The organism is Enterococcus sp. AMC1623 (assembly GCF_058216495.1).
This window is the reverse complement of record NZ_CM177096.1, coordinates 3,202,784-3,219,585: the sequence shown is the minus strand read 5'-3', so window position 1 is coordinate 3,219,585 and position 16,802 is coordinate 3,202,784. Positions and strand designations below refer to the sequence as shown.

Genomic DNA, 16,802 nt, shown 5'->3' with positions numbered 1-16,802 from the left:
AAACTTTTTCGTAATAAAAATCAAGTAACCACGGAGTGTAATCGCTTGCAAAAATACGTGGTTCATGGTATAAAATAAGTGTAAGGAGTCATAGTAATTCCCAGTAGTGCAGCCGATGTAGGAGCTGTTGAAAAGAATTGTTGTGAGTCTTCGAGTAAACGAAAAGGATGTGGGAATTTGAATAACTCCTTACTAACTGAATAGGAATCCGATGAGACCAAACAAGACGAAGTGGACATTAGAACCTTCCTTTGTTATCAAACCTAATCTATACAGATAGATTAACTACCTTCTCTCATCGGATTCTATTTTTTTGCGCTTTTTTATCGAAAATCTCTTTTTTATACACTCTGATTCATTCCATGTTATAATATTTAGCAGAAAAATTTTTGGGAGATAACAATTATATGACATTCCATTACTATCTTCTTGTCAATCCGGCAGCTGGCGGAGGCAACGGAAAAAGAATTAGTGAACAACTTGTTTCATTAATGAATAAACATAACTATCTATTTACAACCTATCTCACACAATATCCCAACCACGAGTTAGAAATTGTTGCTGATTTGGCAATAAATAGTTTACGACCTTTTGAATCAGAGGACTCAAACGAGCCTTTTCCTTTGTTAATTGTAGTAGGAGGGGACGGCACACTTCATCAAGTAATTAATCAGTTGAAAATGATGGCGATTGAGCTTCCAATTGCGTATATTCCTGCTGGTTCAGGCAATGATTTTGCCCGTGGCATTGGTTTGTCAAGAGATGCAGAGCAAGCTTTTCAACGAATCATTCAAACGACTCAACCACGTGAAATTAATATTTTGACTTATGAAGAAGCTATTCAAGAACAAATGGGCATTAGTGTAAATAATGTGGGGATTGGCTTAGATGCGGCGATTGTTCACCGAACGAATCATTCTACTACAAAAGAAAATTTAAACAAATATAATCTCGGTTCACTTTCTTATATCGCCTCTGTTCTTCACGTATTATTTAAACAAAAGGGCTTTCCAATTTTAGTGGAAGCTAATGGACAGACCTATCAGTATGATAAAGCTTTTTTATGTACCATTACGAATCATCCCTATTTTGGTGGAGGTGTCCCAATTGCTCCTATGGCAGCGATTGAAAAAGCAACTTTAGATTTTGTTGTTATTGAACGAATTCCTTTATACAAAATTTTTTGGTTAATTTTCTTGTTGTTTCGGAAAAAACATCATCTATCCAAATATTACCACCATCTTTCTTGCACGAAATTACGAATTGTTTCACCAACACCGCAATTCTCACAAGCTGACGGCGAAGAATTAGGTAAAGGACCTTATGATATATCTTTGACGTTGACACAGCAACTTTTTTGGGCATAAATAAACGAACCAACTGAACTAGAATAGCAAGGCTATCTTTCGTTCAGTCGGTTCATCTTATTTATGTGATATTTAGTTCGTTCATTTGAAAATCATAAGGTGAAATACCTTCCATCCCAATCATCGGATCGATTTGTCCCGTGCGAACGATATCCTCAGTCAAATATTCCGGTAATGCTTCTTTTTCCTCTTCCACAAATAAAGACAAAGATGTCTGGTCTTCTTTTATAGTTTCAACTACAGGTTCAACAGCTTCAATTTCTTCGACAAATGGCTCTTCATCCGCTTCTTCATATTGATTAATTCGTTGTCGCATCGTCGTTGATAAAGTATCAATTCCTAAAATGCGCTCTTTTAATGTCGTATAGCGTAAATTCGATTCATTTTCAACGCATTGTTGATACGCCGGTAATTCCCCTAATAAAATAAGCAGTTCTTTACTGCGAGTAATTGCCGTATACAATAAATTCCGCTGTAACATTCGCTGATATTGATGAACCATGGGTAAAATAACCATTTTGAATTCACTACCCTGTGATTTATGAATCGAACAACAATACGACAAGGTAATTTTATTCCATTCATTGCGTTTATACGTCACTTCATTGGCATCAAATTGGATCGTCAATTCGTCTACTTTATCTTCTGAATTTTTTGCATACGTAATTCCAACAATTTGCCCCATATCACCATTAAATACATTATCTTCTGGAGAATTAACTAGCTGCAATACCTTATCACCAATCCGATAGACCGTTTCATTCCAATGCACTTCTTTTTTCTTACCATCAGGATTGGGATTAAAGATTTCTTGCATCATTTTATTTAGGGCATCAATTCCTGCGGCACCTCGATACATGGGCGCTAAGACTTGGATGTCTTGCGGGGTAAAACCACGATCTTTGGCACGTTGAACAATTTGAGCAATTAAAGGTTCAATTTTATACGCATCACAAGCAAAAAAAGAACGATCTTTTTGATTTTGAGTAAAATTTTGTGGGAGACGTCCAGTTTTAATTTCATGAGCTAAGGGAATAATACTGGAGCCATCCCCTTGACGATAAATCTCATTTAATTCTTGCTTGGGAATAGCGTCAATTTCTAATAAATCATGCAACACTTGTCCGGGACCAACCGATGGTAACTGGTCTTTATCACCTACAAAGATAACTTGCATATTGTTAGAAATTGATTTAAACAGGGTATTGGCTAACCAAGTATCCACCATAGACATTTCATCAACAATCAACAACCCACCTTCTAGTTCTTTCGGTGTCATCGCTGTTGCTTTTTCTCGCCCATTTAATCCTAATAAACGATGAATCGTCCCACTTGGCAAGCCTGTTGTTTCGTTCATCCGTTTAGCCGCTCGACCAGTGGGTGCTGCTAGCAAAATGGGAAACGTCTCTTCGGTATATTTACTAGGTTCTAAATCCACATCATTCAGTTCAGCAAACAATTGCACAATGCCATTGATAACGGTGGTTTTCCCTGTCCCTGGTCCTCCAGTCAAGATAAATAATGGCGCACGAATCGCTTGCTTGATGGCTTCTTCTTGAGAAGAGCCATACACAATCCCTAAGCGTTTTTCCAGCTTACGCAGTGCTTTTTCCACAGTTTTTTCTGGGTAATGGATTTCTTTTTTTCGTTGCAATAAACGCTGAATGGACGTAGCAATTCCCCATTCCGAGAAGAATAAACTGTTTTCGTATAAATTCGTACCTTCTTGCTGAATCTTCCCTTGATCCACCAATTGAATCACTACCTCAGCCACGCGTTCGGGATGAATTTCAATTGGTCGACTGGTTTCGAGTAATCGAATGGTTTGATCCAATAAATCTTGTGCCGGCACATAGGTATTACCTGTTTGAATTGACTGTTGGAAAATTTGATGTAAAATGGCCGCACGAATTCGTTTTGGTGAAGTTGCTTCGATGCCTAATTGTTCAGCAATATTATCGGCTTTTTTAAACCCAATTCCTTCAATATCTTCTACTAAACGATACGGATTTTCTTCAATCATCTCAATGGCAGCATTTTTGTACGCTTGATAGATAGCAAAAGATAATTGGCTTCCAAAACCAAAACGATTTAAACCAACAATCACTTGATCCATTCCATAATTTAAACGAATGGTTTCTAACATCATTCGCTGTTTTTTTTCTGTCAATCCTGGGACTTTGGCTAACAGTTCTGGCTCTTCAATCATCCGATCAATTGCTTGCTCACCTAATAATTCTACAATTCGCTCAGCAGTTTTTTTACCAATTCCAGGAAATTTTTCACTAGAAAGATACTGAATTAACCCATTTTCTGAAGTTGGTTGTTCTTTTTGATAAGTATCTGCTTTTAATTGCTCCCCGTATTTGGGATGTGCCACCATTTCACCAAAGAAACGATAACTCTCTTCTTCTTGAACTTCGCCAAAACTTCCAGTTACCACTATTTCTTTTTCACGATACACTGCATTGGTTTCTTCAATGCGAATGAGTAATACTTTAAAAAAATTACTTGGATTTTGAAAAAAAATAGCGGCAACCTTGCCGACAACATACGTTTTTTCTGGCAACATGGTTCCCGCTCCTTCCTTAAAAAATTACGCTAGAAAACTCACATCATTCCATTGACACATTTGATAGGGACTTTGTTTGTTTTCTGTTTCTAAAATCGTTAAGCTATTGTTTAGCAAACCACCCATTGCCCGCAGTTCAGAAGTATCTTTTCCGACTAAATGCTGTAAGGTAGCAGTAAATGACGCCCCATGGCCAACAAATAATAGTGGCCCTTCGTGTAACGTCACTGCTTCAAAAATAACTTTTGATACTCGCTGTAGCATTGCTTCGGTCGTTTCTCCTTTAAAAGCAGAGGGGTTATAGCGATCTAAATGATGACGTAAGTTTGTCAAATCTTCTCTATATTTCGCATACATTTCATCAATACTTTGCCCTTCTAATTCGCCATAGCCCATTTCACGCAAATCGTCGTTATAAATAATTTCCGTTGGATGCAATAATTCTCGTTGAATCCCTAGCGTTGTATCACGTGCCCGTTTTGATGGACTTGAATAGATGGCTTCAAAAGGAATTTCTTTGAGATGTTGCCCTAATAAGTAAATTTGTTCATAACTTGTTGGTAACAATGGTGAATCCCCATTCATCCCTTGAAAACGGCGTGCTTGATTCCACTCTGTTTTACCATGTCGTGTAAAATAAAGTTTCATATTAAACTCCTAATCAATTTTATCGTTTTCGTAATGATGCGTTAATTCTAAATTCGGAAAATCTTGTTGACGTAACGCTTCATAAACAATTAAAGCAGCTGTATTAGATAAATTCAAAGAGCGAACATGCTCGTCGTTCATTGGAATACGCAGACATTTCTCCGGATTTTCACGCATAAATTCTTCAGGCAATCCCGTCGTCTCTTTCCCAAATAAGAAATAATGGTCACGACCATCGGCAAAGTTCTCTTCGCTATACACTTTATTGGCAAATTTCGAGATTAAATGGACAGGCTGATTACCTACACTCGCCATAAAATCTGCTAGACTCTTATGATACGTAATATTCACATCATGCCAATAATCTAAACCAGCACGTTTTAATTGTTTATCATCTGTGGAAAAGCCTAATGGTTCAATTAAATGTAATGGGGTATTGGTTGCTGCACAAGTACGAGCAATATTTCCAGTATTTGCTGGAATCTGTGGTTCAAATAAAACAATATGATTCACAAAAAATCCTCTTTTCTTTTTCAATAGTTCATCTATATTCTTATCAATGATAACGCAATTTTTTATTTTTTGCCATCTTCTTTTATTTTTCAAAAAAAGCCTGAGAGATTTTTCTCCCAGGCTGTTAATTAATTTGTTTTGTTTTTTCTACGTCTAATATAAACAATGACTCCTGCAACTATCAGTACTCCACCAATGATTGGCAAGTATGCTGAGAATTGTTCTCCAGTACGTGGTAAAAATGAATGCTTGCGATACGTAGTTGGATAAGTGGTACTTGTTCTCTTAGGCAAACGGAACGTACTCGTTCTACGATTGGTTGAAGAAGTTCTTGTCAAATTATTTCTGGCACGATTGGTTGTATTGGTATTTCGGGCAGCTTTTAGAGCAGCGATGTCGGCTTTTAATTTTTTGAAACTTTCAGCAATGTCATTCACTGTAGCTTTCGCATCTCCAAATATTGCTTGGGCTTCTTCTAAAGAATTTTGCAAGTTAGCCCATGTTTTCGTATCAAAATCACTTGCTTTTAGTTTAAGAGCTTTATCAATTAAATCACCCAATGCTTCTTTATCGATAGCTGCAATTAAATCTTTTTGAGCGGTGGTTAACTCTTTCAAAGCCTTATCGATTTTTTGTTGTGTCGCATTTACATCAGCTGCTACTTTTTTTGCGGTAGCCAATTTTTCAGAAAAGACTTTCCAGGTTTCCTCGGTATAATGTTCTTCGACTAGTTTTTCCGCTTTTTTGATAGCTTCTGTGAGTTTTTGCTTTTCAGTTTTTGACGACGTGTCTTTATTCTCTAATTTTTTGATGGCTGTATTTAACGTTTCTGTTGCTTCATTGATTGCTGTTTGGGTCGCATTTTCATCAGTGGCAACTTTTTTTGCTTGCTTCAATGCATCCACAACAGTTGTCCATGTTTTTTCTGTATAGTCTTTTTTCACTAACTCTTCTGCTTGATTGATAGCCGTGACTAATTTTGTTTTATCTTGGGTTTTCAAGTTATTTTGAGCCTCTTGCAAGTACTTAAGCGCCTGTTCAATTTCTTGTTTGGTCGCGTTCTCGTCAGTTAAAACAGTTGCTGCTTGGGTTAATTTTTCTTGAAAGGTTTGCCAAGAGCTGGCTTGGTAATTGTCTTTTTTTAACTTTTGCCCCTTCGTAACAGCTTGCTGTAGGGCTGCTTTGTCAGGTTTTCTTTCCAACGTATTTAACGCTTGATTCAAGTCGTTCGTTGCTTGATCGACTGTCGCCTGACTTTGTGCGTTTTCTACAGCATCTTGAGCAACACCTAACGCGTTCGTTACTATTGTCCAGCTATCTTTTGTATAGTCAGTTTGTGACAAAGCAGTTGCTTTTTGAATAGCCTCTGTCAATGCTTGTGTATCCACTTCTTCAACTAATGCATAATAAGAAAAGTGAGTCGTTTCAAACGTATAATATGCTCCTTCGATAGAACCTTTGACTTCAGTCAATTTGTTCATTTTATCATCATAGGTATACACGTTCACTTTTTCTTGCTGATAATCTTTTGGAATAGGAAGCTGTACTTTAACGGTGCCATTTGGCTGCATGCTTTCCCCTAATTTATTTAAAAGTTGAATATCTACTAAAAGAAACTGTCCGTTTGTTGCTTCTTTGACGCGCTTGTAGATTTCTGTGTCTTCTTTCATTGTTTCAACTTTTAGGGTTGCTTCTTTTGTAAGGACACTGGTTGCGCCAGATACCCGAATGGTAGACTGTTGATCTGTTAATTCAATCACTGGGTCAGTTACGGTCACTTGAACAGTTTCAGTGATGCCATTTACGGTTGCAGTAATTGTGGTTGTTCCAGCTTTAATCCCTTCAACAAGACCATTCGTCACGCTAGCAACTTGTTCATTCGCAGATGTCCAAGAAATTTGTTGATTGTCTGCATCTTCTGGTGATACGGTAGCTTGAATTTGTTGCGTTTCATTGAGTCTAATAGTTAATGCATGCGTCGATAATTTGAATGCAGTGGGTGCGCTCGTTTTCTGTTCAACTAGCTCTTCAGTTGTAGTGTCGACTGCTGAAGTAGTGTCTTCCTCTGCTAGTGCTATGGAACCAGCGAATAATAAAGGCACGAATAATGTAAATAAGGACGCTTTGAATACTAATTGATAGGATAACTTTTTCATTGTGTTCACTCCTCCATTTGAAAAGCTTTCATCTGTCTTAATTAAACACCATCTATCGGAATTTATCAAAAGATAACCAGTTTAAAAGTGCATAAAAAAAAACGTACCAACTCGGTGTCCAGCACTGCGAGTTGTTACGTTAGTGAAGCTCTTTTCACTAACTTTTATCAGAACAGGATGCTGATAAAAACCAATGAAAAATGACTTGAAATTAATATATCATTCTTACCTGATGATTGCAAGGGATTAATCTAGAAAAATTCAAAAAAACTTCAATTTTTTTTGCTAACTAGAACATCTAAATCAATCGTAATTTTTGTCAATGGATTTTCTTGAACTTTTGCTTTTCTTTCTGGCGAAACACCCCACTCTAATGGCGACATTTCTAATAAAGATAGGCGATTTTTTTCGGGAATATCAAATACATACGAAACTTGTTGTTGCATCATTTCAGGATAAATTTGTCTAAATTTATCCACGACTTGTTGATTTGAATAACTTTGTTTTTGTTCATCTTCTGGATAAAAAGCTGCCCGTAACTCTTTTAAGTATCCACTACGCGGTACTACTTTGATAACCTGTCCAGCCTTTTTTAAAATGCGATTGAACTCTTGATAGTTAGAAGGCGAAAAAATATTTAAAATAGTTGAAAATGATTCATTGGCAAAAGGTAAATTTGTCAAATCAGCCACACACCAAAACAAGTTGGCAGGTTGACTCGTCGCCAAATAAATCCCCTCTTTCGAAATATCAAAACCTACACTTGGCCCTAGCGTAGTTTGATTGGCTAAGTTATTTAAAAAGCTTCCTTCCCCACATCCCACATCAAGAATTTGTTCATTTTCACAAAGTGGCGCTATTTTATCTAAGAGTGGTTGATACATCCCGCTTTGAATCATTGCGCCTCGATGGAAAAACATTTCATGGTCATATTCTGTTTTAATTTGGTGGTCTAAAAAATAGAGTGTTCCCTTTTTCGATAAATCAAAGCGATGATGATTCCTACAAATCAAACCTTTTTCCAAGGCAGACATTGCTTCATGACACAAGGGACATTGAAATAAAGGCGCATTTTCTTTTAAAAATAATGCACTGCGGTCAATTTTTTTTAACATCTTGATTCCTCATCTTTCCTTCATTACTTTAGCACATTCTTATGCTAAAATGCTAGATATACAAAAGGAAAAGAGGCAAAAAGATGTTAAGAGAGTTTTGTGCAGAAAATTATACGGATTTACCTCAAGCGATTGCGAAAGGTGCCAAACGAATTGAACTTTGCGATAATCTAGCAGTTGGTGGAACTACTCCAAGTACGGGTGTCATTGAAGAAGCCTTGAGTTATGCCGATGATAAAGGCGTGACTGTCATGACAATGATTCGTCCACGTGGTGGTGACTTTATCTATAATGATATCGAATTAAAAATCATGCACACTGATTTAATCGAAGCAAAAAAATTAGGTTCTGACGGCGTCGTATTTGGTTGTTTAACTCCTAATAATTGGTTGGATGAAGAAGCATTGGAAATGTTGATTGACAATGCTGAAGGCTTACAAATCACTTTTCATATGGCCTTTGATGCGATTCCTACAGAACGCCAATTTGAAGCAATTGATTGGTTAGCGGCACGTGGTGTGACACGTATTTTAACGCATGGTGGAGCCAGTGGCACGCCGATTGCTGAAAACTATGAACATTTAAAAGCCTTAATTGCTCATGCAGATAATCGGATTATTATTTTACCTGGTGGCGGCATCTCATTTGAAAATGCTCAAGAAGTAGTGGATACATTAGGTGTTACTGAAGTTCATGGCACAAAAATTGTCCCGTTCGACTAATTCAATTTTCAGCATACGTATTTATTAAGATATCCTTCCTTGTAACGATGCACGTTTTATCAAGGAGGATATCTTTTTATGGATTATAGCAAAAAAAGTGTGGAGAGAAGCCTTTCAGATTTCTCTCCACACTACTCATCAAGAGCTGCCCATTTTTTAATCGACTGTTGGATTTTTACGTTGCTGTTCCAACCATTCTTCGGTAATTGGTTCAATGTTCGTTTGGTTATCTTCTGCTGGTGTTGCGACATACATAGTTGGTCTTTGGTTTTCAGTCGCCACTACAAAGGTAAATTCAACATTTGTAGCAACGCCCCATGCCCCGTTGCAATCCATCGCAATTAATGAGAAGGCACCTGCTTTTTCATTTCGTTTCGTCAAGCGTGCATCAAAGTCATAGACTGCTTGATTACATGCTTCTTGTGGTGTATATCCTGCTTTCATCAGACGAACAATTTCGTAGGACAAACAGCCTTTCATTAAATCCTCACCTAAACCAGTTGCCGCAGCACCACCAATTTCACTGTCCACATAAAAGCCAGAACCACTTAAAGGTGAATCACCCACACGACCTGGTTGTTTCAAAAACAAACCTGAACTAGACGTACCTGTCGCCATACTACCGCTAACATCAAGCCCCACCATACTGACGGTATCATGGCCATCGTAAGGGTTGAGTTGATTTTTTTGCACTTCTTTCAAACGTTTTTCCCACTCAGCTTTTGCACGATCTGTTAACATATTTTGAATATCAAAACCATTAAGAACTGCATAATCACGCGCACCTTCGCCAACTAAAAAACTATTAAAGCGTTCCTTACTCAACTGCTTCGCTACAGAGATAGGATTTTTCACATACGATATTCCGGCAACGCCACCAATTTGATACGTGTCACCATCCATATAAGCAGCATCCAATTGAACAGTCCCTTGAATGTTAGGTAGACCGCCATAACCAACCGATTTATAGACAGGATTATCTTCGACTAAGCGCACCGCCGATTCAATAGCATCTCCGACTGTGACGCCTTCTTTTAATAATTGACTCGCAACTGTCACTCCATCAAATGCCATTCGCCAAGTTGCAATAATTCCCCACATAGGACTTCCTCCTTAATGAAAATATGTTTTGATAATCGTTTCGATTTGTTTTTGATCTGCAAAGACTGTTGTCAATTTTTGCATCGCTGCAAATAATAGATACGACATATTCTCCCAAACGACTTGTGTATCTTGCGCTTCTGGTCGATCGCACCAAATAGCCAATGCTACACCAGGTAATTGCGACGTAAGCTGTGTCATCACTTGTTGTTGTGCATACATTTCTGGCGTCCAACCATCCAAGATTTTGTCGTAGGTTGGATAGGAATAACCAGCATTTTCACCTAAAACATAATAGAAGTAATTATCATTAAAATTAATAATCGTATAGTCTTTTTCTAAGAAAGTGGCTACCGAAGCCATGTGTTGATTCCATTTCGTCCAATACGTAATTTCCACATTTGTTGCTAAATTTATTTGTTCGCTACGATTTAGTCGGAAAAAACCGTCGTTCCAAATACGCGGAACAAAGCCCCATTGACTAATCGTTTCAATGACTTGATTAACGTAAGAAACAAATGTATCAATGCCTTCTGCAGCTTCCCCATAGTTTGCTTTTGCATAAGCACGCAATTCAGGGTACGCTTCAATTTGATCAAAATCGACAAACTCATCGCCACCGATATGGAAATACGTACTATCCGCAAATAATTCGGCATATTCTTGATAAATCGACAGAATAAATGCAATCGCTTCTGGGTCACAAATATTTAAGGCAGCTGGATCACGTTCCAGCGTTCCATCTTCTTGTTTTTTTTGTAATTGCCATTCTGGATGTGTTCGTAAAATTTGTTTTAAATGTCCCGGGCTATCAAAATCTGGAATAATTTCAATTCCGGCTTGTTGGGCATATAAAATAATTTCCCGTATTTCATTTTTTGTAAGATATTCATCCGAAACGATTTCAGGTGCTACTTCTGATTCAATACGAAAGCCTTCATTTTCTGAGAAATGTAATTGCAAATAATTAAATTGCGCCAATGCCATACTATCAATGAATTGCAATAAAATTTCTTTAGAAAAATATTTTCGTGCCATATCAATCATTAAAATTCGTTGTTCTTGTTGATAGGTGACCACTGTCTCACCTAAAGGCAACTCACCTAAAAACTCCCGAATTAAGGCATGCGAGGCAACCGCCAATAATTCATTTTTATCAGCAACTACTTTAATCCCACGATCTTTATAGATGACAGAAGTATTTGCTTGTTGTACAAGATGCAAATCGCCTACTTCATGTTGGGTAATACTTACCGCTTGTTTAAATAAACGTTCCACGACCATTTTTAAACGTCGTGCAATTGTTAAACTACTGATTTCTGTAACAGAAATTGTATAACTCATTACTTCCCTCCGCACTCAAATCCTGATTGTTCAATCACTTGTTTCATCCAATAACTACTTGCTTTATCTGAACGAGCATAGTTTTGGTCACGATTTAATCGATAAAATCCATAACGGTTTTTATAGGCATTTAACCATGACCAGCAATCAACAAACGTCCACATATGATAACCAAAACATTGACTACCTTCATCCATTGCTTTTGCCAACATTGATAAATGATCTTCTAAAAATTCAATGCGATAGTCATCTTGAATAACACCATGCTCATCTAAAAATTGTTCTTCTCCTTCCACACCCATTCCATTTTCAGAGACATACCAAGGAATATTGCTGTAATCATTTTTTAGACGCATCGCAATATCGTACATCCCTTCTGGATAGATTTCCCAGCCGCGATGTGGATTAATTCGTTTTTCTGGCCAATCGTAATAACGAGCAAAATCACCCGGAGATTGTGCAGGAAAACGTGGATTTTCTACTGCTTGTACCCGTAATGGTTGGTAGTAATTTACGCCTAAAAAATCAATGGTATTTTCTTCAAAAATTGTTCGATCACCTGCTTGTGTCTCTGGCAATAAGTGGTTTTCAGCCAAAATAGTAATCAATTCTTCTGGGAAATAACCGTTAACGACCGTGTCAACAAAACTGCGAATATAAATTAAATCGGCCTTATGTCGTGCTTCTTGATCAGTCGGAGCCTCACTTTTAGCATAAACAGGTGACAGATTTAAAATAATACCAATCTCTCCATCATTGTGTGAGGATTCTTTATATGCTTTAACAGCTGCCGCATGTGCTAATAATGTATGATAGCCTACTTGAATGGCACGTTTAAAATCATGGACTTTAGGATAATGTGCATCTCCTAAATAACCACATTCAATATGCACTAAAGGCTCATTAAACGTTGCCCATTTTTTGACGATATCACCAAATTGTTCAAAAGCCGTTTTTGCATAAAAGGCAAAATGATCCACTGACTCACGTGCTTCCCAACCACCTTTTTCCATCAACCACCACGGCATATCAAAATGGAAGAGATTGATAATTGGTTCCACTCCATTTTTAATCATCTCTTCAAAATAATCGCGATAAAAAGCCACTGCTTTTGGATTCAGCGTTTTGCCATCAGGTAATAAACGTGTCCAAGCAATTGATGTTCGATACGAATTCATCGACATTTTTTTCATTAACGCCACATCTTCTTTATATTGAAAATAGACATTTGATGTATCATTAGGACCTACACCATCGAAGAATAACTCTGGTTCCATTTCAAACCATTTGTCCCAAGTAGAAGGACTTTTGCCATCAATGAATGCCGCTCCTTCTGTTTGTGGTGCCGAGGTTGCCGCACCCCATAAAAAATCTTTTGGAAATGTAATCATTGTTTCTCCTCCTCAATCTCTTTTCTTCACTCTACTAAGAAAACGAATACAAAACAATATGTGGATTTTTCGCTCATAAAATTACGCAATAGTTACATACTCTCTTGCTGTAAAAAGCGTTCTAACAGCCATGAATAGACAAAACTAAATAACAGACCTATGACTATTGATTGCCAACCATACGTAAAGAAACCTAAAACTAAAATCGTATAATTTAGCCAGCGAATTGCTTTTGCCAAAGAAATCGCCGGTCGTTTTTGATGGATAATCAAAGCAATGACATCCACTCCGACTGCAGAAGAACCAGCGGACAAGCAAAAATAATAGCCTGCTGCAATCAATAACGAAGCCAACAAAAAATCAATCGGCAAATGAAGCACAATCGAAAATTCCCATCGATGGAACAACGTAAAGAAAAATAAATATGACACACTACTGACAATTGATTTAAGAAAGCGTCCACGACCTAAAAATAGCCAGCAAACAATTAATAATCCAATCGTTATGATATTTGTCAAATAAGCAACGTCACTATTCAAGACTTTGCTTAACACTAAAGACAAACTAGTGACGCCACCATTAATAATCGCATGGGGAACCATCCACTTGGCATAAGCAAAGCCAAGTAGAATATTCCCAAAAATGATTTTTAAAATAGCGTCTCGTTCCGATTGTTTTTTGATTGTTTGTGGCTGTTTTGTTTTCATTGTTCTCTCGTTTTCTTTGTTAATTCGATTTTATAAACCTGGTAAAGCTCTTTACCTGTAGATAATTCATCCATTGGGTCACTGATAACTTCACCTGTATTCAATAACGTAATTCTCTCAATTGCTCCAAATAACTGGCAAGATAAATCTGGTGCGTTTTTTTCACCAAATGCATAAATGACAGTACCTTTTTGTGTGAATGACCAGCCGTGAGGTGCTTTATACGTGCTTGGTCGTGTTTCATAAATACCTTCACCAAATTGTGTTAACCATTCGCCTAAAGGTTCCAAAATTGCTAAGGCTTCTCTAGGTAAGGTTCCATCTGGTTTTGGCCCAACACCTAAAATAATATTTCCACCCATGGCAACGACTTGAACGACACTGGTTAGAATTTCTTCAAATGATTTGTACGTATCATTCGGACAAAAGCCCCAGTTTTTCGCCAATGGGATGTTACTTTCCCATGCTTTAGTTGGCGGAATCTCTGGAATTTTTCGTTCCGGAGTGACATAGTTTTCATATTTCCCACCGATACTGCGATCGACAATTAGTAAATCCTGTTGTTGCGTGCGAACTGCTTGAGTAATTCGGTCCATATCCAGTAATTCGTGACGACTATTGACCCAACCGCCGTCTAACCAAAGAATATCTAATTCACCATAATTAGTTGTAATTTCAACTAATTGGTCATGGACAAACTGGTTATATTGCGCCCAACGTTCAGGAAATTCATGCGGATCATAACTAGCATAACGTCCTTTTGGTCTTTCTCCTGGTACCCAATAGAGCGGGGAATGCCAGTCTGGTTTTGAATAATACGCACCTACACTTAATCCTACTTCGCGAAAGGCTTCTGCCACTGCACCAAAAACATCAGCTTGTGGATTTTCGGCAAAAGGACAAGGCGTTTGTGTTACTTTGTACTCACTATAAGCGGTATCATACATATTAAAACCATCATGATGTTTTGTCGTAAAAAGCATATATCGAAAACCGGCATCTTTGCACGCTTGGGCCCATGCGGTTGGATTGAACTGGTACGGATTAAATGAATGATTTAATCCCCAGTAGTCCGCACGTAATTCATCAATATCATTACGCCAAGGATTTTTTCTAGCCCAGTCATCTTCTTCAGACATTTGCCAAGATTCGACAATCCCTGCTACTGCATACAGCCCCCAGTGAAAAATCACACCAATTTTTTGATCTTTAAACCACTCTAATTTTTCTTGAATAACTTCGGGGAGTTCTTCATAAGCTTCATAATCAGTCGTTAGATTTTCTTCAATGTCTTGTCTAATTTTTGCCATGATTTACCTTCCTTGTGTTCATCATATGAAATAATTGTTGTTGCTAATGCGTTTTGCTCATGAAGGATAATTTGACGATACCCTCTAGCAAATTGTCCATAAACATTGTAGCCACTAATGCGACTATAATGTAAGCCGACACCTAACCACTCAGCTGTAAAATCATTGTCATGGTCGTGTCCACAAAAAACATTCACTGCTTGCTCGTGTTCAACCAAGGTAGCAAACAATCCCGTATTAATTTCCGGACTACAAATTGCCTCTAGGCATTGTCCCGTTTCGATGAAGGCTTTTGCCTCTTGATATTCCACCAATGGAATATGCAAAAAAATGGCTGTTTCTACTGGTTGTAAAGTTTGTTCCAGCCAACGAACTTGTTCAGTATATAAATACGCATAACAATTGTCGGCATTTTTATCAGTTAATTGTTGCGCTATTTTTTCAGAAACATAATCGCCAGAATCAAACACCACGCATTGTTTCACCACATGTTGGCCTGTCGAATCATAAATGTAAAACAGTTCCGATAAACGTTCTTTGGTCAAGATTCGTTGCTCACCGAAAACACGATTTTTTAACCCTTGTTCCATTTGGCGCAGCGCTTCACGTGTGATTTTCCCATGTTCTGAATCATGATTCCCGTAAGTGATAACTACGGGAATCTCACTAGTATTAATACAATCAACAACCTGTTGAAATCCTTGCTGGGGATTATTGTCGCCATAACACCAAATTTGGTCCCCTGTAAACATTAGTAAATCAGCATCCAACGTTTCAAGACACGTTCTTAAATCTTGCAGTGTCCGTCGATCTGCCTCATTGTTGGGATACCCCACATGTAAATCTGTAAAATGAGCGATAATAAAACTTCCATCTGGTCGACATCGTAACATGAAAACTCTCCTTAACGATTAATTGAACGCGCCATAATTTGAATGGTATGTTTCATTCCACGAATCGCCAATGACATATGATAAATATTTTCAGCTGGGGCAACACCGCTATAACCAGCATCACCAATATGTTGCATATCCACCCCACACATTTTATTCCATAAAGCGATTTGGCGAATTGTTTCTGGCGAAGCACTTTCTTGGCTTGTACCAATCGCCGACATTGTAAGCATGCCTAAACTTTTTGCCATTTTAACGGCTTCTTTTAATTCTTGTTGGTCAAAACCAGGAACTGTACCGACAGCTGGTAACAAGAGTATATCTGCGCCTGCATCTGCAAATTGTTGAATGGCTTCTTTGGTCATAATCGGTTCATCGACACCTGCACTGTGCATTTTACCAGCGATAATTAGACCATTATAATTGACTTTTCCCACACGAATCGCTTGCACAATTTGTTCATTCGTTACACCTGTGCCTGGATTTCCAGTTAAGCAAATATAATCCACACCTAATTTCTCCGCAGCTTGGAAGGTTTCAGCTGTACTTTTACGTCCATTAGAAATAATGACTTTTTCACCCATTGTCTCTTGATTTTCAGCAACTGGCTCTAGGTTTACACCAATTAAACGACCCGTTAATTTTTTCAATTCTTCAATTGGATTGCGTGTATTTTTACTTGGATTGTTCCAAATATCAAATGCTTCTGATAAGCCCATTTTTGGCAAACCAATCACAACTGGATTTAAACAGTCAAAGAGATTTAATAAAAGCATATCCGCTCCAAATGCTGCTGCAAGTTCGGCATTCGTTGTACTGTCTGATGCAGGTGCAGCTACACATACATTTTCACTGACAATGACACGTCCTTCACTTGCTTTAATGGATTCAAACATCTCCTCACGATTCATTTTTCGAATTTCTGATGCTGTTGCGCTAATCAATCTTTTTACCACAATTCTC

At 37.8% G+C, this 16,802-nt stretch carries 14 protein-coding genes; 2 read left to right on the top strand and 12 right to left on the bottom strand.

Going from position 1 to position 16,802, the window contains the following annotated elements:
* The first annotated feature begins 407 nt into the window (after positions 1-407).
* Entirely contained in the window at positions 408-1,367 is a 960-nt protein-coding gene (locus AC4BC7_RS15775) for a diacylglycerol/lipid kinase family protein (protein ID WP_490503355.1), read from the top strand.
* A gap of 61 nt (positions 1,368-1,428) precedes the next feature.
* On the opposite strand, the gene recD2 is transcribed toward AC4BC7_RS15775, so the two are convergent.
* The 5 genes from recD2 to AC4BC7_RS15750 all read right to left on the bottom strand — a co-directional run bounded on the left by recD2 (position 1,429) and on the right by AC4BC7_RS15750 (position 8,371).
* Positions 1,429-3,939, bottom strand: a complete 2,511-nt coding sequence (gene recD2 / locus AC4BC7_RS15770; protein ID WP_490503354.1) for an SF1B family DNA helicase RecD2 — start codon at positions 3,937-3,939, stop codon at positions 1,429-1,431.
* Between the two features lie 24 nt (positions 3,940-3,963).
* Positions 3,964-4,587: a histidine phosphatase family protein gene (locus tag AC4BC7_RS15765; protein WP_490503353.1), complete on the bottom strand. Its 624-nt coding sequence runs from the start codon at positions 4,585-4,587 to the stop codon at positions 3,964-3,966.
* A gap of 9 nt (positions 4,588-4,596) precedes the next feature.
* On the bottom strand, positions 4,597-5,100 hold the full coding sequence (gene trmL / locus AC4BC7_RS15760; protein ID WP_490503352.1) for a tRNA (uridine(34)/cytosine(34)/5-carboxymethylaminomethyluridine(34)-2'-O)-methyltransferase TrmL: 504 nt from the start codon (positions 5,098-5,100) through the stop codon (positions 4,597-4,599).
* Between the two features lie 128 nt (positions 5,101-5,228).
* Positions 5,229-7,256 (bottom strand): Ig-like domain-containing protein, encoded by a 2,028-nt coding sequence (locus AC4BC7_RS15755; protein ID WP_490503351.1) that lies wholly within the window; start codon positions 7,254-7,256, stop codon positions 5,229-5,231.
* Between the two features lie 272 nt (positions 7,257-7,528).
* Positions 7,529-8,371 carry a methyltransferase domain-containing protein gene (locus tag AC4BC7_RS15750; RefSeq protein ID WP_207941608.1) on the bottom strand — a complete coding sequence of 281 codons (843 nt, stop codon included), beginning with the start codon at positions 8,369-8,371 and terminating at the stop codon, positions 7,529-7,531.
* An 83-nt stretch (positions 8,372-8,454) separates the two neighbouring features.
* Here AC4BC7_RS15750 and AC4BC7_RS15745 point away from each other — a divergent pair, with 83 nt between their 5' ends.
* Positions 8,455-9,093 carry a copper homeostasis protein CutC gene (locus AC4BC7_RS15745; RefSeq protein ID WP_207941607.1) on the top strand — a complete coding sequence of 213 codons (639 nt, stop codon included), beginning with the start codon at positions 8,455-8,457 and terminating at the stop codon, positions 9,091-9,093.
* A gap of 156 nt (positions 9,094-9,249) precedes the next feature.
* On the opposite strand, the gene AC4BC7_RS15740 is transcribed toward AC4BC7_RS15745, so the two are convergent.
* The 7 genes from AC4BC7_RS15740 to AC4BC7_RS15710 all read right to left on the bottom strand — a co-directional run bounded on the left by AC4BC7_RS15740 (position 9,250) and on the right by AC4BC7_RS15710 (position 16,795).
* Positions 9,250-10,194 (bottom strand): glycosylasparaginase, encoded by a 945-nt coding sequence (locus AC4BC7_RS15740; RefSeq protein ID WP_490503350.1) that lies wholly within the window; start codon positions 10,192-10,194, stop codon positions 9,250-9,252.
* 12 nt (positions 10,195-10,206) lie between these two features.
* Entirely contained in the window at positions 10,207-11,538 is a 1,332-nt protein-coding gene (locus tag AC4BC7_RS15735) for a beta-N-acetylhexosaminidase (RefSeq protein ID WP_490503349.1), read from the bottom strand.
* Positions 11,538-12,929, bottom strand: coding sequence for a glycoside hydrolase family 1 protein (locus AC4BC7_RS15730; RefSeq protein ID WP_207941605.1), 1,392 nt, complete (start codon positions 12,927-12,929; stop codon positions 11,538-11,540). Before AC4BC7_RS15730 ends, AC4BC7_RS15735 begins: the two co-directional genes overlap by 1 nt.
* A gap of 92 nt (positions 12,930-13,021) precedes the next feature.
* Complete coding sequence (locus AC4BC7_RS15725; RefSeq protein WP_490503348.1) at positions 13,022-13,636, bottom strand: YitT family protein; 615 nt, start codon at positions 13,634-13,636, stop codon at positions 13,022-13,024.
* Entirely contained in the window at positions 13,633-14,946 is a 1,314-nt protein-coding gene (locus AC4BC7_RS15720) for an alpha-L-fucosidase (protein WP_490503347.1), read from the bottom strand. The genes AC4BC7_RS15725 and AC4BC7_RS15720 overlap by 4 nt, the downstream gene beginning before the upstream one ends.
* Positions 14,910-15,839, bottom strand: a complete 930-nt coding sequence (locus tag AC4BC7_RS15715; RefSeq protein ID WP_490503346.1) for a metallophosphoesterase — start codon at positions 15,837-15,839, stop codon at positions 14,910-14,912. The genes AC4BC7_RS15720 and AC4BC7_RS15715 overlap by 37 nt, the downstream gene beginning before the upstream one ends.
* Positions 15,840-15,850: 11 nt before the next feature.
* Positions 15,851-16,795 carry a DUF7916 family protein gene (locus AC4BC7_RS15710; RefSeq protein WP_490503345.1) on the bottom strand — a complete coding sequence of 315 codons (945 nt, stop codon included), beginning with the start codon at positions 16,793-16,795 and terminating at the stop codon, positions 15,851-15,853.
* Between the last annotated feature and the right edge of the window lie 7 nt (positions 16,796-16,802).